This is a genomic window from Klebsiella grimontii, assembly GCF_900200035.1.
GTDB classification, from domain to species: Bacteria; Pseudomonadota; Gammaproteobacteria; order Enterobacterales; family Enterobacteriaceae; genus Klebsiella; species Klebsiella grimontii.
The window spans coordinates 220865-243885 of sequence record NZ_FZTC01000014.1 but is presented as its reverse complement, the minus strand read 5'-3'; the positions used below and the strand labels follow the sequence as shown (position 1 = coordinate 243885).

Annotated in this window: 17 protein-coding genes and 1 riboswitch; of the genes, 11 read left to right on the top strand and 6 right to left on the bottom strand. The window is 58.5% G+C overall.

The genetic code is table 11. The features are described from left to right. Nucleotides 1-171 precede the first annotated feature (171 nt). A complete protein-coding gene (locus KOSB73_RS06875) occupies nucleotides 172-1482 on the top strand; it encodes an MFS transporter (protein ID WP_049090147.1) in 1311 nt (436 codons plus the stop codon). Between the two features lie 46 nt (nucleotides 1483-1528). On the opposite strand, the gene KOSB73_RS06870 is transcribed toward KOSB73_RS06875, so the two are convergent. Continuing rightward, nucleotides 1529-2713, bottom strand: coding sequence for a sugar efflux transporter (locus tag KOSB73_RS06870; protein WP_004872206.1), 1185 nt, complete (start codon nucleotides 2711-2713; stop codon nucleotides 1529-1531). Between the two features lie 231 nt (nucleotides 2714-2944). Next, on the bottom strand, nucleotides 2945-3097 hold the full coding sequence (sgrT, locus tag KOSB73_RS06865; RefSeq protein ID WP_071830630.1) for a glucose uptake inhibitor SgrT: 153 nt from the start codon (nucleotides 3095-3097) through the stop codon (nucleotides 2945-2947). Between the two features lie 87 nt (nucleotides 3098-3184). Between sgrT and sgrR the strand changes: the two genes are divergently transcribed. The 4 genes from sgrR to thiQ all read left to right on the top strand — a co-directional run bounded on the left by sgrR (nucleotide 3185) and on the right by thiQ (nucleotide 8257). Next, on the top strand, nucleotides 3185-4840 hold the full coding sequence (gene sgrR / locus KOSB73_RS06860) for an HTH-type transcriptional regulator SgrR (RefSeq protein ID WP_004872209.1): 1656 nt from the start codon (nucleotides 3185-3187) through the stop codon (nucleotides 4838-4840). Between the two features lie 37 nt (nucleotides 4841-4877). After that, nucleotides 4878-4971: riboswitch (TPP riboswitch) on the top strand. 31 nt (nucleotides 4972-5002) lie between these two features. After that, nucleotides 5003-5986, top strand: coding sequence for a thiamine ABC transporter substrate binding subunit (thiB, locus tag KOSB73_RS06855; protein WP_004872211.1), 984 nt, complete (start codon nucleotides 5003-5005; stop codon nucleotides 5984-5986). Then, entirely contained in the window at nucleotides 5962-7572 is a 1611-nt protein-coding gene (thiP, locus tag KOSB73_RS06850; protein ID WP_082237606.1) for a thiamine/thiamine pyrophosphate ABC transporter permease ThiP, read from the top strand. Before thiB ends, thiP begins: the two co-directional genes overlap by 25 nt. Further along, nucleotides 7556-8257, top strand: coding sequence for a thiamine ABC transporter ATP-binding protein ThiQ (gene thiQ / locus KOSB73_RS06845; protein ID WP_004872215.1), 702 nt, complete (start codon nucleotides 7556-7558; stop codon nucleotides 8255-8257). Before thiP ends, thiQ begins: the two co-directional genes overlap by 17 nt. On the opposite strand, the gene KOSB73_RS06840 is transcribed toward thiQ, so the two are convergent. Next, nucleotides 8244-9011, bottom strand: a complete 768-nt coding sequence (locus KOSB73_RS06840; protein WP_004872217.1) for a DedA family protein — start codon at nucleotides 9009-9011, stop codon at nucleotides 8244-8246. The genes thiQ and KOSB73_RS06840 overlap by 14 nt on opposite strands. Nucleotides 9012-9139: 128 nt before the next feature. Then, entirely contained in the window at nucleotides 9140-9985 is an 846-nt protein-coding gene (gene araC / locus KOSB73_RS06835; protein WP_004128863.1) for an arabinose operon transcriptional regulator AraC, read from the bottom strand. Between the two features lie 337 nt (nucleotides 9986-10322). Between araC and araB the strand changes: the two genes are divergently transcribed. The 6 genes from araB (at nucleotide 10323) to rluA (ending at nucleotide 20652) form a co-directional block, all read left to right on the top strand. Next, complete coding sequence (araB, locus tag KOSB73_RS06830) at nucleotides 10323-12032, top strand: ribulokinase (protein ID WP_024360298.1); 1710 nt, start codon at nucleotides 10323-10325, stop codon at nucleotides 12030-12032. 10 nt (nucleotides 12033-12042) lie between these two features. Continuing rightward, nucleotides 12043-13545 carry an L-arabinose isomerase gene (gene araA / locus KOSB73_RS06825; protein ID WP_004872220.1) on the top strand — a complete coding sequence of 501 codons (1503 nt, stop codon included), beginning with the start codon at nucleotides 12043-12045 and terminating at the stop codon, nucleotides 13543-13545. A 73-nt stretch (nucleotides 13546-13618) separates the two neighbouring features. Beyond that, on the top strand, nucleotides 13619-14314 hold the full coding sequence (gene araD, locus KOSB73_RS06820; RefSeq protein WP_004872223.1) for an L-ribulose-5-phosphate 4-epimerase: 696 nt from the start codon (nucleotides 13619-13621) through the stop codon (nucleotides 14312-14314). Nucleotides 14315-14528: 214 nt separating this feature from the next. Beyond that, a complete protein-coding gene (polB, locus tag KOSB73_RS06815) occupies nucleotides 14529-16886 on the top strand; it encodes a DNA polymerase II (RefSeq protein WP_082237608.1) in 2358 nt (785 codons plus the stop codon). Nucleotides 16887-17073: 187 nt separating this feature from the next. Next, nucleotides 17074-19980 carry an RNA polymerase-associated protein RapA gene (rapA, locus tag KOSB73_RS06810; protein WP_064342159.1) on the top strand — a complete coding sequence of 969 codons (2907 nt, stop codon included), beginning with the start codon at nucleotides 17074-17076 and terminating at the stop codon, nucleotides 19978-19980. Between the two features lie 12 nt (nucleotides 19981-19992). After that, nucleotides 19993-20652, top strand: coding sequence for a bifunctional tRNA pseudouridine(32) synthase/23S rRNA pseudouridine(746) synthase RluA (gene rluA, locus KOSB73_RS06805; RefSeq protein ID WP_004872228.1), 660 nt, complete (start codon nucleotides 19993-19995; stop codon nucleotides 20650-20652). An 81-nt stretch (nucleotides 20653-20733) separates the two neighbouring features. On the opposite strand, the gene citX is transcribed toward rluA, so the two are convergent. Then, nucleotides 20734-21273 (bottom strand): citrate lyase holo-[acyl-carrier protein] synthase, encoded by a 540-nt coding sequence (gene citX / locus KOSB73_RS06800; RefSeq protein ID WP_004872231.1) that lies wholly within the window; start codon nucleotides 21271-21273, stop codon nucleotides 20734-20736. 168 nt (nucleotides 21274-21441) lie between these two features. Beyond that, nucleotides 21442-22797 carry a 2-hydroxycarboxylate transporter family protein gene (locus KOSB73_RS06795; protein WP_004872233.1) on the bottom strand — a complete coding sequence of 452 codons (1356 nt, stop codon included), beginning with the start codon at nucleotides 22795-22797 and terminating at the stop codon, nucleotides 21442-21444. Nucleotides 22798-23021 lie beyond the last annotated feature (224 nt).

The following is a 23021-nucleotide window of genomic DNA, read 5'->3' as shown; positions in this document are numbered from 1 at the left end:
TACCATACAAGCCATCTATGATGAGCCGAAACGGAGAAATACCGGCGTTATATCAAATATTGTTTTACGTAACAAAGCATGACTTCTCATCGATAGAGTCAATACTTAAGCAGAATATTTCTGCATGCATAAATACATGCAAAAATATTTTAAACTTTAAAGGAAATCACTATGAGGACGATCGATGCTCAGGAACGGCCGATTTTGCCGTCGGCCGCGCAGAAGCGAACTAAAACGCGAATTGTAATTTTAATGTTACTATCGATAGGGACGATGATAAATTATCTCGATCGTACTATTTTAGGTATTGTTGCTCCCAAGTTAACAAGCGAAATACATATTGACCCGGCGATGATGGGGATCGTTTTTTCTGCTTTCGCCTGGACCTACGCGCTGGCACAAATTCCCGGCGGGATGTTTTTAGATCGCTTTGGCAATAAACTGACCTACGCGCTTGCTATTTTCTTCTGGTCAACATTTACCTTATTACAAAGCTTTTCTGTCGGGCTAAAGTCTCTGCTGCTGCTGCGTTTAGGCTTAGGTATCAGCGAAGCTCCCTGCTTCCCGGTTAATAGCCGGGTCGTCAGTAAATGGTTCCCCCAGCATGAACGCGCCCGCGCGACGGCAACTTACACCGTCGGTGAATATATTGGCCTGGCCGCATTCTCCCCGCTACTTTTTTTAATTCTTGAACATCATGGCTGGCGAACGTTATTTATTCTGACCGGCGGCCTGGGCATCGCGTTTACTTTTGTATGGTGGAAGTTTTATCACGAACCGCATCAATCAAAAACGGCAAATAAAGCAGAGCTGGAGTATATCGGCGTAGAAAATACGGCTGCCGCCAATGAAAACATCCCTTTCAACTGGCCGGATGCGAAACGTCTACTCTGCTGCCGACAAATCATTGGCGCCAGTCTTGGGCAATTTGCCGGTAACACCACGCTGGTGTTCTTCCTGACATGGTTCCCGACTTATCTGGCCAACGAACGCCACTTACCGTGGCTACACGTGGGTTTCTTCGCCTCCTGGCCGTTCCTGGCCGCCGCTATCGGGATATTTTTCGGCGGCTGGGCATCCGATAAAATATTAAAGAAAACCCAGTCGGTTAATATTAGCAGGAAGCTGCCGATTATTTCCGGACTGCTGCTTTCGAGCTGCATCATCCTCGCTAACTGGGTCGACAGCAATACCGCAGTGATTATTATCATGTCGGTAGCTTTTTTCGGCCAGGGGATGGTCGGTCTCGGCTGGACGCTTATTTCTGATATTGCACCAAAAAATATGGGCGGCCTGACCGGCGGGATCTTCAACTTCTGCGCAAATATGGCATCAATTATCACCCCATTAATTATTGGCGTCATCATATCAATGACTGGAAATTTTTTCTACGCGCTAATTTATATCGGTTTAACCGCACTAATTGGCGTTATCGCCTATATTTTTATTATCGGTGATATCAAAAGAATTGAATTGAAATAACCGGCCCAGACATTGCCCCGGCTTCCTGCCGGGGCAATGAAAACGCTTAGATATCTTTCACCCTGCTGGTCATAAACAGCGTCACCAGGGAAATCGCGGCAATCGTCCAGTAGACGCTGGCGTGCCCATAGCTTTGCGACAGCGCGCCCTGAATGACCCCGGCCAGAATGACTCCGGTGGAAATACTGTTGGTAAACAGCGTCGTCGCGGCCCCCGCCCTTCCGGGCATCAGATCCTGAAACCACAGCATGCCAATCCCGGCCACAATGCCGATAAAGACGGCATTAAACAGCTGTAAAATCAGCAGCGCAACCCGGTCGTGAAACAGAATCAGGCCGATATAAAACAGCACGCCCGCCGCAACCGCCGTCACCATCATATTGCGCTTGCCCCAGCGCTTAACGTAGTAGCCCGCCAGAATCATCGCCGGGATCTCCAGCCCGGCAGCGGTGCCCATCAGGATCCCAGCAAGGCTGTCCGGCAGGCCAAGATCGCTGCTGATCCAAAGAGGCATATCAATGATATACATGGTATTGCAGGTCCACATCAGCGTGGAGGCGATAAACAGCATCCGCACGTTTTTATCGTGCCACCCTCCGGCCTGCACCAGCACTTCGGCCCCTTCCGAGGGTTGTTCAACGCGGGCGACCGACGGTAGCTTAAAAGCGATCAGCGCCAGGCTAATGACAAAGATCCCGGCGGCAATGGAGAACATGGTGGTGAAGCCATAATTCAGCGCCAGCATAAAAGCCAGCGGTGGGCCAATGACCCACGCTAGCGAGAGCTGCGCACGCATTATCGAACTGAACATCACCACTTCGCGCGCCGAGCTATCGGCATATTCCCGCGCCAGAGCGAAGAGCTGCGGCATCGCGGCATTCGCCACGGAGGCCAGCATAACCCCGCAGGTAATCAGCGTCAGATAGTGGCGATTGAACGCAAACAGCAGCGCGTTTCCCACCGCCATCAGGCAGCAAAACATAATCAGCCGTCGACGATCGCCTCGACTATCGGAGCGTTTAGCCAGCGCCAGGCTGACCAGAATCCCGGCAATGGCGTTAACGGTATAGAACAGCCCCACCCAGAAAGGCTGCGCACCGACTTCGCGGCTAAGAAATAAGCTGAGCGTCGGCGCCTGCAGCGCGCCTGCGATCCCCATCATGAAAGCGACAAGCATAAAAGCGGCGTAAACGCCGTTAAGCCGACGCCCCATCGTCATTAACCACAGCATGAAATATCCTTAAACACGCGAAGAAGAAAACGAAAAAAGCCAGCAGAAGTTTTCTGCTGGCGGGTGATTCTATACTCTATGGATTTCGAGTTGCGGGCAGGCGGCCAGAACGTAAGTCCCTGGGAACATAGATAACTATGTGACCCGGGCGAGCGGGCGCAGCCAACGCACCTGCAGCTTGAAAGACGACGAGTATAACACCAATACTCAGTCACACATGATGTCTGCAAGTCAATGTTCAGAGGTCTGCGACGTAACTCCCCACTGCATCAGTTCACCGAGAATTTCCTGCTGTCTTCCTGCCATCAGGCGGGCCAGCCAGGACGCATCCTGCGTCGCAGAAAAGTAGCATTGGTAGAACTGTTTTGCGGTTGACCTCATCATATCCACCTCCTCGCTTCATCGACGTGGATTATTGCCTTAATATAGGAAGTAATAAATTGCTGAGTTTTTATCAGGAGTTCCCCTTTTATGTCTTCCGGTCGTTTACAACAGCAGTTCATCCGCCTGTGGCAGTGCTGCGATGGCAAGTCGCAGGAGACAACGCTGAATGAACTGGCAGAGATGCTAAGCTGCTCGCGTCGTCATATGCGTACCTTACTCAACATGATGGAGGCGCGCGGCTGGCTGACCTGGGAGGCGGAGGCCGGACGCGGCAAGCGTTCCCGGCTCGCTTTTCTCTATACCGGTCTCGCGCTGCAGCAGCAGAGGGCGGAAGATCTGCTGGAGCAGGACAGAATCGATCAGCTGGTACAGCTGGTGGGCGATAAAGCCGCCGTCCGGCAAATGCTGGTTTCCCATTTAGGCCGCAGCTTTCGCCAGGGTCGGCATATCCTGCGCGTGCTCTACTACCGGCCGATGAAAAATTTGCTGCCCGGCAGCGCGCTGCGCCGCTCGGAAACCCATATCGCCCGGCAGATTTTTAGCGCTCTCACCCGGGTAAATGAGGAAAATGGGGAACTGGAGGCCGATATTGCTCACCATTGGCAGCAGATCACCCCGACCCACTGGCGCTTTTTCCTGCGTCCGGGGATTCATTTTCATCATGGTCGCGAACTGGAGATGGAGGATGTCATCACCTCCCTGCAGCGCAGCAACGCGCTGCCGCTGTTTTCTCATATCGAGCGTATCGACTCCCCTACCGCCTGGACTCTCGACATTCATCTCAGCCAACCCGACCGCTGGCTACCGTGGTTGTTAAGCCAGGTACCGGCCATGATCCTGCCGCACGAGTGGCAGTCGATGGACAATTTCTCCAGCATCCCCGTCGGCACCGGGCCTTACTCGGTGGTGCGCAATAACCAGAACCAGCTCAAAATTCACGCCTTTGACGACTATTTCGGCTACCGGGCGCTGATCGATGAAGTGAACGTCTGGGTCCTGCCGGAAATCAGCGAAGAGCCCAACGGCGGGTTAACGTTACAGGGCACCACGCAAAGCGAGAAAGCGGTAGAAAGCCGTCTGGAAGAGGGTTGTTATTACCTGCTGTTCGACGCCCGCAGCCCGCTCGGCGCCAACGCGGCGGTACGCCAGTGGTTAAGCTATCTGTTCCAGCCCGCCAGCCTGCTCTACCACGCCGGCGAGCACTATCAGGGAAACTGGTTCCCGGCCTATGGTCTGCTGCCCCGCTGGCATCACGCGCGCAGCCACGCCTGCGAAAAACCGCCGGGCCTGGAAACGGTCAGGCTGACCTACTACCAGGACCACGTCGAGCATCGCGTGATCGGCGGGATCATGGCGACGCTGCTGGCCGAGCATCAGGTTAAGCTGGAGATTCAGGAACTGGAATACCAGGAGTGGCACCGCGGTGAAGCGGTCAGCGACGTGTGGCTTAACAGCGCCAACTTTACCTTGCCGATCGATTTTTCCCTGTTTGCCTGGCTGTATGAAGTCCCGCTAATTCGCAACTGTATTCCCATCGACTGGGAGGAAGACGCAAGCCGCTGGCGCGCGGGAGAGCTTAACCCCGCCACCTGGAGCCAGCAGCTGCTGGCCAATCAAACCGTGGTGCCGCTCATCCACCACTGGCTGATGATCCAGGGGCAGCGCAGTATGCGCGGCGTACGCATGAACACGCTCGGCTGGTTTGACTTTAAATCCGCGTGGTTCGCGCCGCCGGAACCGTAATGCTTTCAGTCCGCTGACAAAATCATTACACTAACTGCCGTTCTCAACGGGGTGCTGAATTATGGCTGAGAAAATACCCGTCGAACCTGATCCGGATAACGCCGGCGAAGGGATTTGAGGCCCACTCAAAATCCTTTGCCACCCCTTTTTCTGAGGTGCAAAGTGTTGAAAAAATTACTCCCGCTGCTGGCGCTGGTCGCCGCGCCCGTTTTTGCCAAACCGCTACTCACCGTTTATACCTACGACTCGTTCTCCGCCGACTGGGGCCCCGGCCCGGCGGTTAAAAAAGCCTTTGAAGCCGACTGCGGCTGCGAACTGAAGTTCGTGGCGCTGGAAGACGGCGTCTCGCTGCTCAATCGTCTGCGCATGGAAGGCAAAAACAGCAAAGCCGACGTGGTGCTTGGGCTGGATAACAACCTGCTGGAAGCCGCCTCGCAGAGCAAACTGTTCGCCAAAAGCGGCGTACCGGCCAGCGCGGTCAGCGTACCCGGCGGCTGGGACAACGACACCTTCGTCCCGTTCGATTACGGCTACTTCGCTTTTGTTTACGATAAAAACAAGCTGAAAAATCCGCCGAAAAGCCTGAAAGAGCTGGTTGAGGGCGAGCAAAAATGGCGGGTGATTTATGAAGATCCGCGTACCAGCACGCCGGGTCTGGGGCTGCTGCTGTGGATGCAAAAAGTGTACGGCGATAAAGCGCCGGAAGCCTGGCAGAAGCTGGCGGCGAAAACCGTCACCGTCACCAAAGGCTGGAGCGAAGCCTACGGCCTGTTCCTGAAAGGCGAGAGCGATTTGGTGCTGAGCTATACCACCTCCCCGGCCTACCATATTATTGAAGAGAAGAAAGATAACTACGCCGCGGCGAACTTCGCGGAAGGTCACTATTTACAGGTTGAAGTCGCCGCCCGCACCGCGGCCAGCAAGCAGCCGGAGCTGGCGGAAAAATTCCTCAAATTTATGGTCTCGCCGGGCTTCCAGAACGCGATCCCGACCGGCAACTGGATGTATCCGGTCACCCAGGTTGCGCTTCCGGCGGGCTTTGACGCGCTGATGAAACCGCAAACGACCCTCGAATTTACCCCGCAGCAGGTGGCCGCCGAACGCCAGAACTGGATCAGCGCATGGCAACGCGCCGTCAGCCGCTAGCTTTCGGCTGGCTCCTGCCGGGAGTCACGGCGGCCATCATTCTGGTCGTCGTGGCGCTGGCCGCCTTTCTGGCGCTGTGGTTCAGCGCGCCGGAAGCGGCCTGGGGCGTGCTGATCGGCGATAGCTATCTCTGGCACGTCGTACGCTTCTCTTTCTGGCAGGCCTTTCTTTCGGCGCTGTTTTCGGTGCTGCCGGCGATATTTCTCGCCCGCGCCCTCTACCGGCGTCGATTCCCCGGGCGAACGCTGCTGCTGCGCCTTTGCGCAATGACCTTAATTCTGCCGGTGCTGGTGGCGGTCTTCGGCATCCTCAGCGTCTACGGCCGTCAGGGCTGGCTGGCCGAATTATTTAACGCTTTCGGCTGGCAGTGGTCGTTCTCGCCCTACGGGCTGCAGGGGATCCTGCTGGCGCACGTATTCTTTAATATGCCGATGGCCACGCGCCTGCTGCTGCAAACGCTGGAAAATATCCCCGGCGAGCAGCGGCAAATCGCCGCCCAGCTAGGCATGCGCGGCTACGTCTTCTTCCGTCTGGTGGAGTGGCCGTGGCTGCGCCGGCAAATTGCTCCGGTCGCGGCGCTGATCTTTATGCTCTGTTTCGCCAGCTTTGCGACCGTGCTGTCGCTGGGCGGCGGCCCGCGGGCAACCACCATCGAACTGGCGATTTACCAGGCCCTTAATTTCGACTACGACCCGGGCCGCGCGGCGATGCTGGCGCTGATCCAGATGATCTGCTGCCTTGGGCTGGTGCTGCTTAGCCAACGGCTGAGCAAAGCCCTCGCCATCGGGGCCAGTAATATTCGCGGCTGGCGCGATCCCGACGACCGGCTGTACAGCCGGCTGTGCGACATGGCGTTGATTGGCGCGGCGCTTTTGCTGCTGCTGCCGCCGCTGCTGGCGGTGATACTCGACGGTCTGAACAGCAATCTGTTTCGCGTGCTGCATCAGCCCGCGCTGTGGCAGGCGCTCGGGACGTCGCTGCGCATCGCGCTTGCCGCCGGACTCTTGAGCGTTATCCTGACCATGATGCTGCTATGGAGCAGCCGCGAGCTTCGCGCCCGCCGTCGCCCGCTGGCCGGGCAGGCGCTGGAGCTAAGCGGGATGCTGATCCTCGCCATGCCGGGCATCGTGCTGGCCACCGGCTTCTTCCTGCTGCTCAATAACAGCGTGGGCCTGCCCGAGTCCGCCGACGGTATCGTGATTTTTACCAACGCGCTGATGGCGATCCCCTACGCGCTGAAGGTGCTGGAGAACCCGATGCGCGATATCGCCGCCCGCTACGGTACCCTCTGCCAGTCGCTGGGGATGCACGGCTTTACCCGTCTCAGGGTGGTTGAGCTTCGCGCGTTAAAACGCCCGCTGGCCCAGGCGCTGGCCTTCGCCTGCGTGCTGTCGATTGGCGACTTCGGCGTGGTGGCGCTGTTCGGTAACGAAGATTTTCGTACCCTGCCGTTCTACCTGTATCAGCAGATCGGCTCTTATCGTAGCCAGGACGGCGCCGTGACCGCCCTTCTGCTCCTGCTGCTGTGCTTTTTACTCTTTAGCGTGATTGAAAAACTTCCGGGGCGCGATGCTAAAACTGAATGATGTGACCTGGCTTTACCAGCATCTGCCGATGCGTTTTACGCTTGCCGTCGAACGCGGAGAACGCATCGCGGTGCTTGGCCCCAGCGGCGCCGGGAAAAGCACGCTGCTGAACCTGATTGCCGGTTTTCTGCCGCCTGCCAGCGGCAGTATCGACATCGACGGCCAGCCTCATACCCACACGCCGCCCGCGCGTCGTCCGGTATCGATGCTGTTTCAGGAAAATAACCTGTTTAACCACCTCACCATCCGCCAGAACATTGCTCTGGGAATGCATCCGGGGCTCAAGCTGAACGCGGAACAAACAGCCCATTTGCGGGCCATCGCCGAACAGATGGGGATCGATGCGATGTTAGAACGGCTGCCGGGCGAGCTTTCCGGCGGCCAGCGTCAGCGCGCGGCGCTGGCGCGCTGTCTGGTACGCAAGCAGCCGGTGCTGCTGCTGGATGAGCCCTTCTCGGCGCTCGACCCCGCGCTGCGCCAGGAGATGCTGGCGCTGGTTGCCGACGTCTGCCAGCAGCAGCGGCTGACGCTATTAATGGTATCGCACAGCGTGGAAGATGCGGCGCGCATCGCGCCGCGGTCGATAGTTGTGGCCGAGGGACGAATCGCCTGGGATGGCGACACCGCCTCGCTGCTCAGCGGCAACAGCAGCGCCTCGGCGCTGCTGGGAATTAGCGCAAAATAACCTTCTGCAGGATCTCGAGATAGACCGGCATCAGCGGATGGCGGAAGGCGAAAACCAGCGCGGCCCCGGCGGCACACAGCGAAAGCGGAGCGAGCCACAGCAGACGCGAACGCGGCAGAAAGCGGGTTAACCGATCGGCGGAATTTTTAGCGCTGCGCCACAGCCGCCAGCACAGCCACGCCGCCAGCCACGCCAGCAGCGCCGCGCCCAGCAGCAGCCACTTAAAGCTGGCGCTATTCTCATCGGCCGGAATATCAATGGCCGCCCCGGCGAGGATCCCAGGTAAGAAGTAGAGCGGCGGCCACAGCAGGCAGCCAATGATATTGGGCGGGATGAATTTCGCGACCGGCAGATCGAGCATTCCGGCGACCATCGGCACCAGCGGGCGCGTCGGCCCGACAAATCGGCCAATCAGAATGGTCAACATGCTGTGCTGATGCAGCGCATGTTCGGTTTTATCCAGCAGCGCTTTATTTTTCTTCAAAAAAGACCAGCGGTGCAGCGGCTTTTTGAAGCGCCAGCCCAGCCAGAACGAAATCCAGTCACCGAGCAAACAGCCGATAATCCCCGCCAGCCACGCCTGCCAGAAGTTAACCTCGCCGCTGCCGATCAGCGCCCCCAATCCGGCCATCATCACCGTTCCCGGTAAGATAAGCCCCACCAGCGCCAGCGACTCGAGGAAGGCGACCAGCAGAACGGCTATCAGGGAATAGACCGTAGATTGAGTAATAAAGTGTTCCAGCAATGCTTGCATAATGTACCCGGTTTAAAAACGAAGCACGGATTCTCCGGAGCCGTTAATACTTCGTCAAGCCATCATTTGTTTGTATAGTTTACTGGCTGTGTTAATAACCCGGGCTATCATTTCACTTTCTTTACTTTTTATTCACACCCGGCGCGAAACTCGCTCGGGCTGGCGCCGGTACACTTCTTAAATACGCGCGAAAAGTAGAGCTGATCCTCAAAACCGACGTTACGGCCAACGGTGGCGATCGGCATCCGCGTGGTGCTCAGCAGCAGCTTGGCCTGGCTAATGCGCTGATCCTCCCGCCACCCCAGCACGCTGATCCCCAGCTGCTGGCGGAACAGATGCGACAGGCGCGACGGCGACAGGCACACGTGCTGGGCGACGCTGGCGATATCAAAATGGCTGTCCGCCAGATGGTCGCTGATGTACTGGCAGGCATCGCGCACCCGGTTATCCAGCGGCGGATGCAGCGATTCGTTGATGGCCTCCATGCGCCTGAGCAGCAGCTGTTCCATGAGATTGATCGCCAGCAGTTCGGAGTAACGCCCGGCCCCCTGCCCGGCTTCCACAATCTGCCCGAACAGTTCGCCAAAGCGCGTCTGCCACTGCTCATCCGGGCGAAAAAAACCGGTCTGGGCGAAAATCGTCGGCCAGTTTAGCCATTCATGCCAGTAGGCGCGAGGCCGGAAATAGACCCACTGGTGATACCACTCGCGGGCATCGGGGTGACGGCCATAATGGTGAATCTCTCCCGGCGGAAACAGCAGCATATCGCCGGGCCGGCAGATAAACTGCTCCCCGTGGTTATTGATCACCCCTTCGCCGCGAATCGTCAGGTTCAGGATATAGCCTTTCATCCCCAGCGGGCGGTCAATAAAGAAATCCAGATAGCCATCGGCGTCAATCGGCGTCAGGCCCGTCACCAGATGGGCGTTAAAAGAGTAACCCGGCAACAAAGGATCGTTTTGCGTTTCGGCCATAAACTCTGCTCTCCTGGAGACATTAAGGACACCAATTGTCCATACCTTGCATTTTATCCTCTGGCTGACAGCGCGTGCTGCGACGCGGGTTATAAATTGAATTAAAACCCGCCGCCTCTCGGCAAAAACTGAGCACAGCGCACAATTCAGGCGCTTTTAGCGCATAACTGAAGTGTCTATAAAGACGGCAGGAAAGTCCACATTGAATATTTGCACGGCGTCACACTTTGCGACGTCACAGCAATATAGTCCATAAGATTAGCGAATACAGCCTGACGGTTTTCAGCCCAGATATCTACTGTTTCACCATGAATGATTTTTAGCATGGAGTAACAGCATGGCAATTGCGATTGGCCTCGATTTTGGCAGTGATTCAGTACGCGCCCTGGCGGTAGAGTGCGCAACGGGCGAAGAGCTCGCCGCAAGCGTCGAGTGGTATCCGCGCTGGCAGGAGGGGCTATTCTGCGATGGCCCGAACAACCAGTTCCGCCATCATCCACGCGACTATATCGAATCGATGGAAGCCGCGCTGAAAAGCGTCCTCGCATCCCTTAGCGCCGAACAGCGCGCTGCCGTGGTGGGTATCGGCGTGGATAGCACCGGCTCAACCCCCGCGCCCATAGACGCCGACGGCAACGTCCTGGCGCTGCGCGACGAATTCGCCAGCAACCCCAACGCCATGTTCGTCCTGTGGAAAGACCACACCTCGGTGGAAGAAGCGGAGGAGATTACCCGCCTCTGCCACCAGCCGGGCAAAGAGGACTACTCCCGCTATATCGGCGGTATCTACTCCAGCGAATGGTTCTGGGCCAAAATCCTCCACGTTACCCGCCAGGATAGCGCCGTCGCCGAAGCCGCCGCGTCGTGGATTGAGCTATGCGACTGGGTACCCGCGCTGCTTTCCGGTACCACCCGCCCGCAGGATATTCGTCGCGGCCGCTGCAGCGCCGGGCATAAATCGCTGTGGCACGAAAGCTGGGGCGGCCTGCCGCCAGCCGGTTTCTTCGATGAACTCGACCCGATTATTAACCAGAATCTGGCCTATCCGATGTTCAGCGAGACCTGGACTGCGGATGTCCCGGTCGGCACCCTGACCGCCGAGTGGGCCGCGCGCCTGGGCCTGCCGCAAACCGTCGCCATCTCCGGCGGCGCTTTCGACTGCCATATGGGCGCCGTCGGTGCCGGGGCGCAGCCAAACGCGCTGGTCAAAGTGATCGGCACCTCCACCTGCGACATTCTGATCGCCGATAAACAGAGCGTCGGCGAGCGTACGGTGAAGGGTATTTGCGGCCAGGTCGACGGTAGCGTTGTGCCTGACTTTATCGGTATGGAAGCGGGGCAATCCGCGTTTGGCGACATCTACGCCTGGTTTGGCCGCATCCTCGGCTGGCCGCTGGAGCAGCTGGCGCAGGCCCACCCGGAACTCAAAGAGCAGATCAAAGCCAGCCAGAAACAGCTACTTCCCGCGCTGACCGACGCCTGGGCGAAAAACCCGTCTCTCGACCACCTGCCGGTGGTGCTGGACTGGTTTAACGGCCGCCGTACGCCGAATGCCAACCAGCGTCTAAAAGGGGTCATTACCGATCTCAACCTCGCCACCGACGCCCCGGCGCTGTTCGGCGGGCTGATTGCCGCCACCGCCTTCGGCGCCCGCGCCATTATGGAGTGCTTCACCGACCAGGGTATCCCGGTCAATAACGTGATGGCGCTCGGCGGCATCGCGCGGAAAAACCCGGTGATCATGCAGGCCTGCTGCGATGTGCTGAATCGCCCGCTGCAAATCGTCGCCTCCGATCAGTGCTGCGCGCTGGGCGCGGCTATCTTCGCCGCCGTCGCCGCGGGCGTATATCGCGATATCCCCGCCGCGCAGGAAAACATGGCCAGCCAGGTGGAAAGTACCCTGCAGCCCCGCCCGGCCCAGGCGCAACGCTTCGAACAACTCTACCAGCGCTACCAGCAGTGGTCGCTTAGCGCGGAACAACGTTATCTTCCTTCGACTGCAAAAGCGGAAACCGCGCCGCAATCGCAGGCAGCTCTCACCCATTAAGGATATAAAAATGACTATTTTTAATAATTATGAAGTGTGGTTCGTCATCGGTAGCCAGCATCTGTATGGCCCTGAAGCGCTACGTCAGGTTACGAAGCACGCAGAACATGTGGTGAACAGCCTGAATGCGGAAGCCAAACTGCCGTGCAAACTGGTGCTTAAACCGCTGGGTACTACCCCGGATGAGATCACCCATATCTGCCGCGACGCCAATTACGATGACAAGTGCGCCGGGATGGTGGTGTGGCTGCATACCTTCTCACCGGCGAAAATGTGGATTAACGGCCTCACGATCCTCAACAAACCGCTGATGCAGTTCCATACCCAGTTCAACGCGGCCCTGCCGTGGGACAGCATCGATATGGACTTTATGAACCTGAACCAGACCGCGCACGGCGGCCGCGAGTTCGGCTTCATCGGCGCCCGCATGCGTCAGCAGCACAGCGTGGTGACCGGCCACTGGCAGGATAAAGAAGCGCATCAGCGCATCGGCGCGTGGATGCGCCAGGCGGTCTCTAAACAAGATACCCGCCACCTGAAAGTCTGCCGCTTCGGCGATAACATGCGCGAAGTGGCGGTGACCGACGGGGATAAAGTCGCCGCGCAGATCAAGTTTGGCTTCTCGGTTAACACCTGGGCGGTGGGCGATCTGGTGCAGGTCGTCAATGCGGTCAGCGACGGCGAAATCAGCGCGCTGATTGATGAGTATGAAAGCAGCTATCGTCTGACGCCCGCGGTGCAAATCCACGGCGATAAGCGGCAGAACCTCCTCGACGCCGCGCGCATTGAGCTGGGGATGAAGCGCTTCCTGGAACAGGGCGGCTTCCACGCGTTTACCACTACCTTTGAAGATTTACACGGCCTGAAACAGCTTCCGGGTCTCGCCGTGCAGCGTCTGATGCAGCAGGGCTACGGCTTTGCGGGCGAGGGCGACTGGAAAACCGCCGCTCTGCTTCGCATCATGAAGGTGATGGCAACTGGTCTGCAGGGCGGCACCTCTTTTATGGAGGATTACACCTATCACTTCGAGAAAGGCAACGATCTGGCGCTGGGCTCGCATATGCTGGAAGTCTGCCCGACCATCGCCACCGCGGAGAAACCGATTCTCGACGTCCAGCCTCTGGGCATCGGCGGCAAAGCCGATCCGGCGCGCATCATCTTCAACACCCAGACCGGCCCGGCGATCGTTGCCAGTCTGATCGATCTCGGCGATCGCTATCGTCTGCTGGTGAACACCATTGAGACGGTGAAAACGCCGCACGAGCTGCCGAAACTGCCGGTCGCCAACGCCCTGTGGAAAGCGCATCCGGATCTGCGCACCGCGTCCGAAGCCTGGATCATCGCCGGCGGCGCGCACCACACCGTCTTCAGCCATGCGCTGACCCTCGACGATATGCGCCAGTTTGCTGAGCTGCAGGATATCGAGCTGACCGTGATTGATAACGAAACCCGTCTGCCCTCCTTCAAGGATGCGCTGCGCTGGAACGAAGTGTATTACGGTTCAAAACGCTAAGAGACCGTCCCCTCACCCTCTCCCCAGGGGAGAGGGTGAGGGGAACTGACTCGCCAGCAATTCGGAGCACAGTATGTTAGAAGATCTCAAACGCCAGGTTCTCGAAGCCAACCTGGCCCTGCCTAAGCACAATCTGGTTACCCTCACCTGGGGCAACGTCAGCGCCGTCGACCGTGAACGGGGGGTGCTGGTAATTAAACCCTCCGGCGTCGACTACAGCGTAATGCGCGCCGAAGATATGGTGGTGGTCAGCCTGGAGACCGGCGAAGTGGTTGAAGGCCAGAAAAAACCCTCTTCGGATACCCCAACCCACCGCCTGCTGTATCAGGCATTCCCGACGCTGGGCGGCATTGTTCATACCCATTCGCGTCACGCCACCATCTGGGCGCAGGCCGGACAGTCGATTCCCGCCACCGGCACCACCCACGCCGACTACTTCTACGGCGCGGTCCCCTGTACCCGTCTGATGACCGACGAGGAGATCAACGGCGAGTACGAATGGGAAACCGGCGCGGTGATCGTCGAAACCTTCCGTGAAAAAGGCATCGATCCAGCGCAAATGCCCGGCGTGCTGGTGCACTCGCACGGCCCGTTTGCCTGGGGGAAAAACGCCGAAGACGCGGTGCATAACGCTATCGTGCTGGAAGAGATCGCCTATATGGGCATCTTCTGCCGCCAGCTGGCGCCGCAGTTGCCGGAGATGCAGCAAACGCTGCTGGATAAACACTATCTGCGCAAGCACGGCGCGAAAGCCTATTACGGGCAGTAGCGCCACGGTTTCCCGGCTCGCGCTGCGCTTAGCCGGGCTACAGGTGCACAACCGTCTGCAGGACGGGTAGCCGGGTAGCCCGGATAAGGCGTTTACGCCGCAATCCGGGAAACAGCGCGCAACCCAACCTCCGGACTATACCTGTATAAAACCCCAGCATCATTCCGTGAACCAGGCTATAATCAGGCCTGGTTTTCACTCATGAGAGCACGGCGTGACGCAGCCACGAGCAGGTTTTTTACTCACCCGTCACTGGCGGGATACCCCACAGGGCACCGAACTGACTTTCTGGCTGGCGACCGATGACGGCCCGCTTGAGGTTACGCTGCCGCCGCAGGAATCCGTAGCGTTCATTGCCGAATCCCAGCGTCCGCAGGTTGAACGCCTGCTGCAGGGGGAAAACGGCCATCGCCTTGCTGCGCTCAATCTGCAAGATTTTCATCGCCAGCCGGTTTTTGGCCTTTACTGCCGCGCTCACCGCCAGTTGATGCGGCTGGAAAAAAAGCTGCGTGAAAACGGCGTCACGGTATATGAAGGCGACATCCGCCCGCCGGAGCGCTATCTGATGGAGCGCTTTATTACCGCCCCGGTGTGGGTGGAAGGCGAGGCGCGCGGCCAGCAGCTGGTCAACGCGCGAATGAAGCCCAACCCCCACTACCGTCCGCCGCTGAAATGGGTTTCGCTGGATATCGAAACCAGCCGCCACGGCGAGCTCTACTGCATCGGCCTTGAAGGCTGCGGCCAGCGGGTCGTCTATATGTTAGGTCCGGAGCCCGCCACCCCGCCTGCCGTCGATTTCACGCTGGAGTACGTCGCCAGCCGCCCGCTGCTGCTGGAAAAGCTTAACGCCTGGTTTGCCGCTCACGACCCGGACGTGCTGATCGGCTGGAACGTGGTGCAGTTCGATTTACGCGTTCTGCAAAAGCACGCTGAGCGCTATCGCATCCCGCTGATGCTCGGGCGCGGCAACAGCGAACTGGAGTGGCGCGAGCACGGTTTTAAAAATGGCGTCTTCTTTGCTCAGGCCAATGGCCGACTGATTATCGACGGCATCGAGGCGCTGAAATCCGCGTTCTGGAATTTCTCCTCTTTTGCCCTGGAATCGGTCGCCCGCGAACTGCTCGGCGAGGGCAAAGCCATCGATAACCCCTGGGATCGGATGGATGAAATCGACCGCCGTTTTCATCACGATAAACCGGCGCTGGCGACATACAACCTGCAGGACTGCGAGCTGGTTACGCGCATCTTCCATAAAACCGAGATCATGCCCTTTTTACTGGAGCGCGCGACGGTCAACGGCCTGCCAGCGGATCGCCACGGCGGTTCGGTCGCCGCCTTCAGCCATCTCTATTTCCCGCGCATGCACCGGCTCGGCTACGTTGCGCCGAACCTTGGCGCAGTACCGCCGCAGGCCAGCCCCGGCGGCTACGTGATGGACTCGCGCCCCGGCCTGTACGACTCGGTACTGGTGCTGGACTACAAAAGCCTGTATCCGTCGATTATCCGCACCTTCCTGATCGATCCGGTGGGGCTGGTTGAAGGGCTAGCGCATCCCGATGACGCTCACAGCACCGAAGGCTTTCTTGGCGCGCGCTTCTCGCGAGAAAAACACTGCCTGCCGGGGATTGTCGGGCAGATCTGGCACGGGCGCGACGAGGCCAAGCAGCATAAAAACAAGCCGCTGTCGCAGGCGCTGAAGATCATTATGAACGCCTTCTACGGCGTGCTCGGCACCAGCGCCTGCCGCTTTTTCGATCCCCGTCTGGCCTCCTCCATCACCATGCGCGGCCACGCGATTATGCGCCAGACCAAAGCGCTGATTGAATCCCAGGGCTACGACGTTATCTACGGCGATACCGACTCCACCTTCGTGTGGCTCAAGCGGGCCCACAGCGAAGAGGAAGCCAGCAGCATCGGCCGCTCGCTGGTGGCCTTCGTCAACGAATGGTGGGCGGCGGAGCTCGCTAAAGATGGGCTGGCCAGCACCCTGGAGCTGGAGTTTGAAACCCACTTCTGCCGCTTTCTCATGCCCACCATCCGCGGCGCGGATACCGGCAGTAAAAAGCGCTATGCCGGAATGATTCAGGAAGCGGATGAGCAGCGCATGGTGTTTAAAGGGCTGGAAACGGTGCGCACCGACTGGACGCCGCTGGCCCAGCAGTTTCAGCAGGAGCTTTATCTGCGCATTTTCCGTCATCAGCCCTATCGCGATTACGTACGCGAAACCATCGATAAGCTGATGAACGGCGAGCTTGACGATCGGCTGGTCTACCGCAAACGCCTGCGCCGTCCGCTGGCGGAGTATCAGCGCAACGTGCCGCCGCACGTGCGCGCGGCCAGGCTCGCTGATGAGCAAAACGTCAGGCTGGGCAGGCCGCAGCAGTATCAGCAGCGCGGCAGCATTAAATACGTCTGGACCACCGGCGGGCCGGAGCCGGTGGACTATCAGCAATCGCCGCTGGATTATGAACACTACCTTTCTAAGCAATTAGAGCCTGTCGCCGAAGGAATACTTCCCTTTGTCGACGACGATTTTGCTACAATAGTGACGGGACAACTGGGGCTATTTTGATTTTTCCTCACCCATTCCGCTGGCGCAAAAGCCGTAAAATGAAGGGTGAGGAGGACGTGACGAACGTTCCGCCATCCAGTAATATAGCGCCCTTTCCATTCCTGGACCCAATTTTGACGTATCTCCGATTCTCCATGGAGATGATCAACTATTGCCTGCAATCAAAGAACTAAAGAGCCGAACATATATGCCTTTTACACTTGGTCAACGCTGGATTAGCGACACAGAGAGCGAACTGGGATTAGGGACGGTCGTTGCGCTGGACGCGCGCATGGTGACTCTGCTTTTCCCCGCCATCGGCGAAAACCGTCTGTACGCACGCAACGACTCCCCGATCACCCGCGTGATGTTCAACCCGGGCGATACCATCACCAGCCATGAAGGCTGGCAGCTCCAGGTTGACGAAGTTAATGAAGAGAACGGTCTGCTGGCCTACACCGGTACCCGCCTCGATACCCAGGAAGCCAACGTCACCCTGCGTGAAGTGCTGCTCGACAGCAAACTGGTCTTCAGCAAACCGCAGGACCGTCTGTTCGCCGGGCAGATCGACCGCATGGACCGTTTCGCCCTGCGCTATCGCGCGCGCAAATTTCAGAGCGAACAGTACCGCATGCCGTGGAGCGGCCTGCGCGGCCAGCGCACCAGCCTGATCCCGCATCAGCTGAATATCGCTCACGACGTTGGCCGCCGCCACGCGCCGCGCGTCCTGCTGGCGGACGAAGTGGGTTTAGGTAAAACCATTGAAGCCGGGATGATCCTGCATCAGCAACTGCTCTCCGGCGCTGCCGAACGCGTTCTGATCGTCGTTCCGGAAACTCTGCAGCACCAGTGGCTGGTGGAAATGCTGCGCCGCTTTAACCTGCGCTTTTCGCTGTTTGACGATGAGCGCTACGCCGAAGCGCAGCACGACGCCATTAACCCGTTCGAAACCGAACAGCTGGTTATCTGCTCGCTGGACTTCGTGCGCCGCAGCAAGCAGCGCCTGGAGCACCTGTGCGATGCCGAATGGGACCTGATGGTCGTCGATGAAGCGCACCATCTGGTGTGGAGCGAAGACGCGCCAAGCCGCGAATATCAGGCTATTGAACAGCTGGCCGAGCGCGTGCCGGGCATTCTGCTGCTCACCGCGACGCCGGAACAGCTCGGGATGGAGAGCCACTTCGCCCGCCTGCGCCTGCTCGACCCTAACCGTTTCCATGATTTCGCTCAGTTTGTTGAAGAGCAGCAGAACTACCGTCCGGTTGCCGACGCCGTCGCCCTGCTGCTGGCCGGGAATAAGCTGAACGACGCCGAGCTGAACGCGCTGAGCGATCTGATCGGCGAACAGGATATCGAACCGCTCTTGCAGGCGGCCAACAGCGATCGCGATGATGCCCAGGCCGCCCGCCAGGAGCTGGTCTCCATGCTGATGGACCGTCACGGCACCAGCCGCGTACTGTTCCGCAACACGCGTAACGGCGTGAAAGGCTTCCCGAAACGCGAGCTGCACACGATTCGCCTGCCGCTGCCGACCCAGTACCAGACGGCTATCAAGGTTTCCGGGATTATGGGCGCCCGTAAAACCGCCGAAGAGCGCGCCCGCGATATGCTCTATCCGGAGCAGATTTATCAAGAGTTTGAAGGCGATACCGGCACCTGGTGGAACTTCGACCCGCGCGTTGAGTGGCTGATGGGCCATCTCACCAGCCACCGTTCGCAAAAAGTGCTGGTCATCTGCGCCAAAGCGGCCACCGCGCTGCAGCTGGAGCAGGTCCTGCGCGAACGCGAAGGTATTCGCGCCGCGGTGTTCCACGAAGGGATGTCGATTATTGAACGCGACCGCGCCGCCGCCTGGTTTGCCGAAGAAGATACCGGCGCGCAGGTGCTGCTGTGTTCTGAAATCGGCTCAGAAGGCCGTAACTTCCAGTTCGCCAGCAATCTGGTGATGTTCGATCTGCCGTTCAACCCGGATCTGCTGGAGCAGCGTATCGGCCGTCTTGACCGTATCGGCCAGGCTCACGATATTCAGATCCACGTTCCCTATCTGGAGAGAACCGCCCAGTCGGTGCTGGTACGCTGGTATCACGAAGGTCTGGACGCGTTCGAGCATACCTGCCCGACCGGCCGTACCGTTTACGACAGCGTGCATAACGAACTGATTAACTATCTCGCCGCCCCGGAAAATACCGACGGCTTCGACGAGCTGATCAAAGCCTGCCGCCAGCAGCATGACGCGCTGAAAGCGCAGCTGGAGCAGGGCCGCGACCGCCTGCTGGAGATCCACTCCAACGGCGGTGAAAAAGCCCAGCAGCTTGCGGAAAGCATTGAAGAACAGGATGACGACACCAGCCTGATCGCCTTCTCCATGAACCTGTTTGATATCGTCGGCATCAACCAGGACGATCGCGGTGAAAACCTGATTGTCCTGACCCCCTCCGACCATATGCTGGTTCCGGATTTCCCGGGTCTGCCGGAAGATGGCTGCACTATTACCTTTGAGCGTGATGTCGCCCTGTCCCGCGAAGACGCACAGTTCATCACCTGGGAGCATCCGCTGATTATCAACGGTCTGGATCTGATCCTCTCCGGCGATACCGGCAGCAGCACCATTTCGCTGCTGAAGAACAAAGCGCTGCCGGTGGGAACCCTGCTGCTGGAGCTGATTTACGTCGTTGAAGCGCAGGCGCCGAAGCATTTACAGCTTAACCGCTTCCTGCCGCCGACGCCGGTGCGTATGCTGCTCGACAAAAACGGCAACAACCTCGCCGGTCAGGTGGAGTTCGAAAGCTTTAACCGTCAGCTGAGCGCGGTCAACCGCCACACCGGCAGCAAGCTGGTTAACGCCGTCCAGCAGGACGTCCACGCGATTTTACAGCAGGGCGAAGGCCAGGTCGCCAAAGCGGCCCAGGCGCTGATCGACGCCGCGCGTAAAGAAGCCGACGACAAGCTGACGTCCGAGCTGTCGCGCCTTGAAGCGCTGCGCGCCGTGAACCCGAACATCCGCGATGATGAACTGGCAGCTATCGAGAGCAACCGTCAGCAGGTGATGGACGCGCTGGCTCAGGCAGGCTGGCGTCTTGATGCGCTGCGCTTAATCGTCGTCACCCACCAGTAACGGAACGCGAATATGGCGATGGAAAACTACAATCCGCCGCAGGATCCCTGGCTGGTTATTCTTTACCAGGATGAGCACATTATGGTGGTCAACAAGCCGAGCGGCCTGTTGTCCGTGCCGGGGCGGCTTGCTGAGCACAAAGACAGCGTGATGACGCGCATTCAGCGCGACTTTCCGCAGGCCGAGTCGGTACACCGACTGGATATGGCGACCAGCGGCGTGATTGTGGTGGCCCTGACCAAAGCGGCAGAGCGCGAGCTAAAGCGGCAGTTCCGCGAACGCGAGCCGAAAAAGCAGTACGTCGCCCGCGTCTGGGGGCATCCGGAAAAAGCGGAAGGTCTGGTGGATTTACCGCTGATTTGCGACTGGCCGAACCGGCCAAAGCAGAAGGTGTGTTACGAAACCGGCAAAGCGGCGCAAACCGAGTATGAAGTGCTGGAGTTCGCGGCGGACAACACCGCCCGCGTACGCCTGAAGCCGATTACCGGGCGTTCGCATCAGCTGCGCGTGCATATGCTGGCGCTGGGCCATCCGATTCTCGGCGACCGCTTTTATGCGTCGCCGGAAGCGCTGGCGATGGCGCCGCGTCTGCTGCTGCACGCCGAAACGCTGACCATCACCCATCCCGCTTTCGGTAATTCGATGACCTTCCGCGCGCCGATCGACTTCTGATCGTTTATCTCTGTCCCGGGTCGTGCCGCCAGCGGCTCACCCGGGCTATCCGTCGCTCATCATCGCAACGGGAAACAGGCGTTAGTCGCGGGCAAACCACGCATCAATCATCTGCTCGACGCGGGCAACAACCTCCCCGGTATCATGACGGCGGCTGCGGGCGCAGGCATGCGCGGGCTCGTCGCACAGCAGGCAGCGGCGCTGGTTCTCCCCCATAGACTGACGGCCCACCAGGCCATTCTTCGGGCAAATCACATCAATATCCCACAGGCGGCCCAGCGGGTGAGTATGCTCGAGGTCGGTACAGAAGGCTTTGATTTCGCTGGCGGCGTGATCGACGCACCACAGCGCTTCCGGCCCGGTCGGCAGCCACAGCACCTGGCGATCCAGCGTCTGCCAGCGGTGTTTCCACAGCATCTGATCGCAGGCCTGCAGCGCCACGCCCATCATATTACGGTAGCGAATGCTGTCTTTCACCGCGCCCGGCGTCACCAGGGTCAGCGAAATCAGCGGCCGTTGATAATGGGCTAACCAGTCGGCCTGGCGAGCCGCACGCTGCTCTTTCGCCGCCAGCAGCGCTTCCATGCTTACGCCCTCACGGGCGAGAGTATCCACTGACATTTGTTTCTCTCCTCACTTAATAAAAGGCAGCGGACAGGCTGCCGTCGCGGTCGCGAATAATGGCGCTGATTGTATCGCTAAACGATCCCTGTTTTGGAGACGGGGCGCAGAAATTTTCTGCGCTATTTAGCACGAAAAAGCAGACTTAGCTGTTATATAAAAGTTAAATCACGCCAGAAAGTGACTGAGGAACAGCAATCCCAGCGATACATTAATCGCGCCGCCGATTCTTGTTGCGATCTGGGCGAACGGCATCAGGTTCATGCGGTTGCCGGAAGTCAGAATCGCCACATCGCCGGTGCCGCCCTGCCCGCTCTGGCAGCAGGAGACAATCGCCACGTCAATCGGGTGCATGCCAATCTTTTTGCCGACCAGGAAGCCGGTCGCCACCAGCGCCGATACGGTGCTGATAATCACCAGCAAATTGGTAAGGGTAAAGGCGTTGACCAGCTCCTGCCACGGCGTGATCGCCACGCCGACGGCAAACAGAATCGGATAGGTCACCGCCGTGCGGAAGAACTTATATACCATCTGCGAGCCCTCCTGCAGACGCGGAGAGACGCCGTTTACCAGCTTAAGCAGCACCGCGAGAAACAGCATTCCCACCGGCGCGGGCAGGCCGATGGTCTTCTGGCCAAGCATACCCAGCATATAGAGCAGCACCGCCAGCAGCGCGCCGGAGGCCAGCGTCGTCACGTCCATTTTGCCCTCGGCGGGCGTTTCGCGGTGCGTCTCGTTGCGGCGGTTCGGCATCAGCTGCCCCTCGCCGGTCAAATGCGGGAAACGCTTGCCCAGCTGGTTTAAACCGCCGGCGATCACAATCGCCGTCAGGCTGCCCAACATCACCATCGGCAGCACGCGACCGAGCGCAACGCCCTGATCCATATGCATCAGCGCGGCGTAGCCAATCGACAGCGGAATCGCCCCCTCGCCGACGCCGCCGGCCATGATTGGCAGGACGATAAAGAAAAACACCTGAAACGGCTCCAGCCCCAGGGCGGTACCCACGCCGACGCCGACCACCATACCGACGATTTCTCCGCACAGCATCGGGAAGAAAATCCGCATAAAGCCCTGAATCAGCGTGGTACGGTTCATGCTCATAATGCTGCCGACGATAATGCAGCAGATATAAAGGTAAAGAATGTTGGTCGACTTATAGAATTTGGTAGTCGACTCCACCACCACATCCGGCAGCAGGCCGTAGTGAACCAGCGCAGAAGGAATAAAGGTCGCGCAGATGGCCGCCGCGCCGAGTTTACCGAGTATCGGCAGGCGCTTACCGAATTCGCCGCAGGCAAAGCCGAAAAAGGCCAGCGTCGCCACCATCACGACGATATCGCTCGGCAGCTTGCCGCCCAGACAGTCCAGCGCGATCAGGCCGCCGGCCAGCAGGAAGAGCGGCAGCGGGATAATACCGACTTTCCAGTTATCGAGGATATGCCACCAACGCTGCTTAAGCGGCGCTTTTGGCGTATTAATAGGGTCGATGGTTGCAGGGAATGCATTGTCTGTGGTGCTCATAATTAAGCCCTCTGGTTATTATTATTTTTCAGGTTAGAGGGCCATACGCAGAGTTAATGTGAGGATCGGCAGATTAAAAACGAAGTTTTAATGGTCACTATGGTTTTTATGGTTTCTATTATTATTGTGAAACCGCTCTGATTTATAGCCGTGGTTTTTAAGGTTTTTAAATCCAGCGCCTGAATAACCTTGATAAATTCCCCGCCAGCGGATAATTGTGGTTC

What these genes read in the sequence shown, in the direction of transcription:
- KOSB73_RS06840 (WP_004872217.1), bottom strand. Translation starts at nt 9,011, where the DNA reads ATGCAAGCATTGCTGGAACACTTTATTACTCAATCTACGGTCTATTCC.
- araA (WP_004872220.1), top strand. Translation starts at nt 12,043, where the DNA reads ATGACTATTTTTAATAATTATGAAGTGTGGTTCGTCATCGGTAGCCAG.
- rapA (WP_064342159.1), top strand. Translation starts at nt 17,074, where the DNA reads ATGCCTTTTACACTTGGTCAACGCTGGATTAGCGACACAGAGAGCGAA.
- araC (WP_004128863.1), bottom strand. Translation starts at nt 9,985, where the DNA reads ATGGCCGAAACGCAAAACGATCCTTTGTTGCCGGGTTACTCTTTTAAC.
- thiQ (WP_004872215.1), top strand. Translation starts at nt 7,556, where the DNA reads ATGCTAAAACTGAATGATGTGACCTGGCTTTACCAGCATCTGCCGATG.
- KOSB73_RS06795 (WP_004872233.1), bottom strand. Translation starts at nt 22,797, where the DNA reads ATGAGCACCACAGACAATGCATTCCCTGCAACCATCGACCCTATTAAT.
- thiP (WP_082237606.1), top strand. Translation starts at nt 5,962, where the DNA reads ATGGCAACGCGCCGTCAGCCGCTAGCTTTCGGCTGGCTCCTGCCGGGA.
- sgrR (WP_004872209.1), top strand. Translation starts at nt 3,185, where the DNA reads ATGTCTTCCGGTCGTTTACAACAGCAGTTCATCCGCCTGTGGCAGTGC.
- sgrT (WP_071830630.1), bottom strand. Translation starts at nt 3,097, where the DNA reads ATGATGAGGTCAACCGCAAAACAGTTCTACCAATGCTACTTTTCTGCG.
- araD (WP_004872223.1), top strand. Translation starts at nt 13,619, where the DNA reads ATGTTAGAAGATCTCAAACGCCAGGTTCTCGAAGCCAACCTGGCCCTG.
- citX (WP_004872231.1), bottom strand. Translation starts at nt 21,273, where the DNA reads ATGTCAGTGGATACTCTCGCCCGTGAGGGCGTAAGCATGGAAGCGCTG.
- rluA (WP_004872228.1), top strand. Translation starts at nt 19,993, where the DNA reads ATGGCGATGGAAAACTACAATCCGCCGCAGGATCCCTGGCTGGTTATT.
- KOSB73_RS06875 (WP_049090147.1), top strand. Translation starts at nt 172, where the DNA reads ATGAGGACGATCGATGCTCAGGAACGGCCGATTTTGCCGTCGGCCGCG.
- araB (WP_024360298.1), top strand. Translation starts at nt 10,323, where the DNA reads ATGGCAATTGCGATTGGCCTCGATTTTGGCAGTGATTCAGTACGCGCC.
- KOSB73_RS06870 (WP_004872206.1), bottom strand. Translation starts at nt 2,713, where the DNA reads ATGCTGTGGTTAATGACGATGGGGCGTCGGCTTAACGGCGTTTACGCC.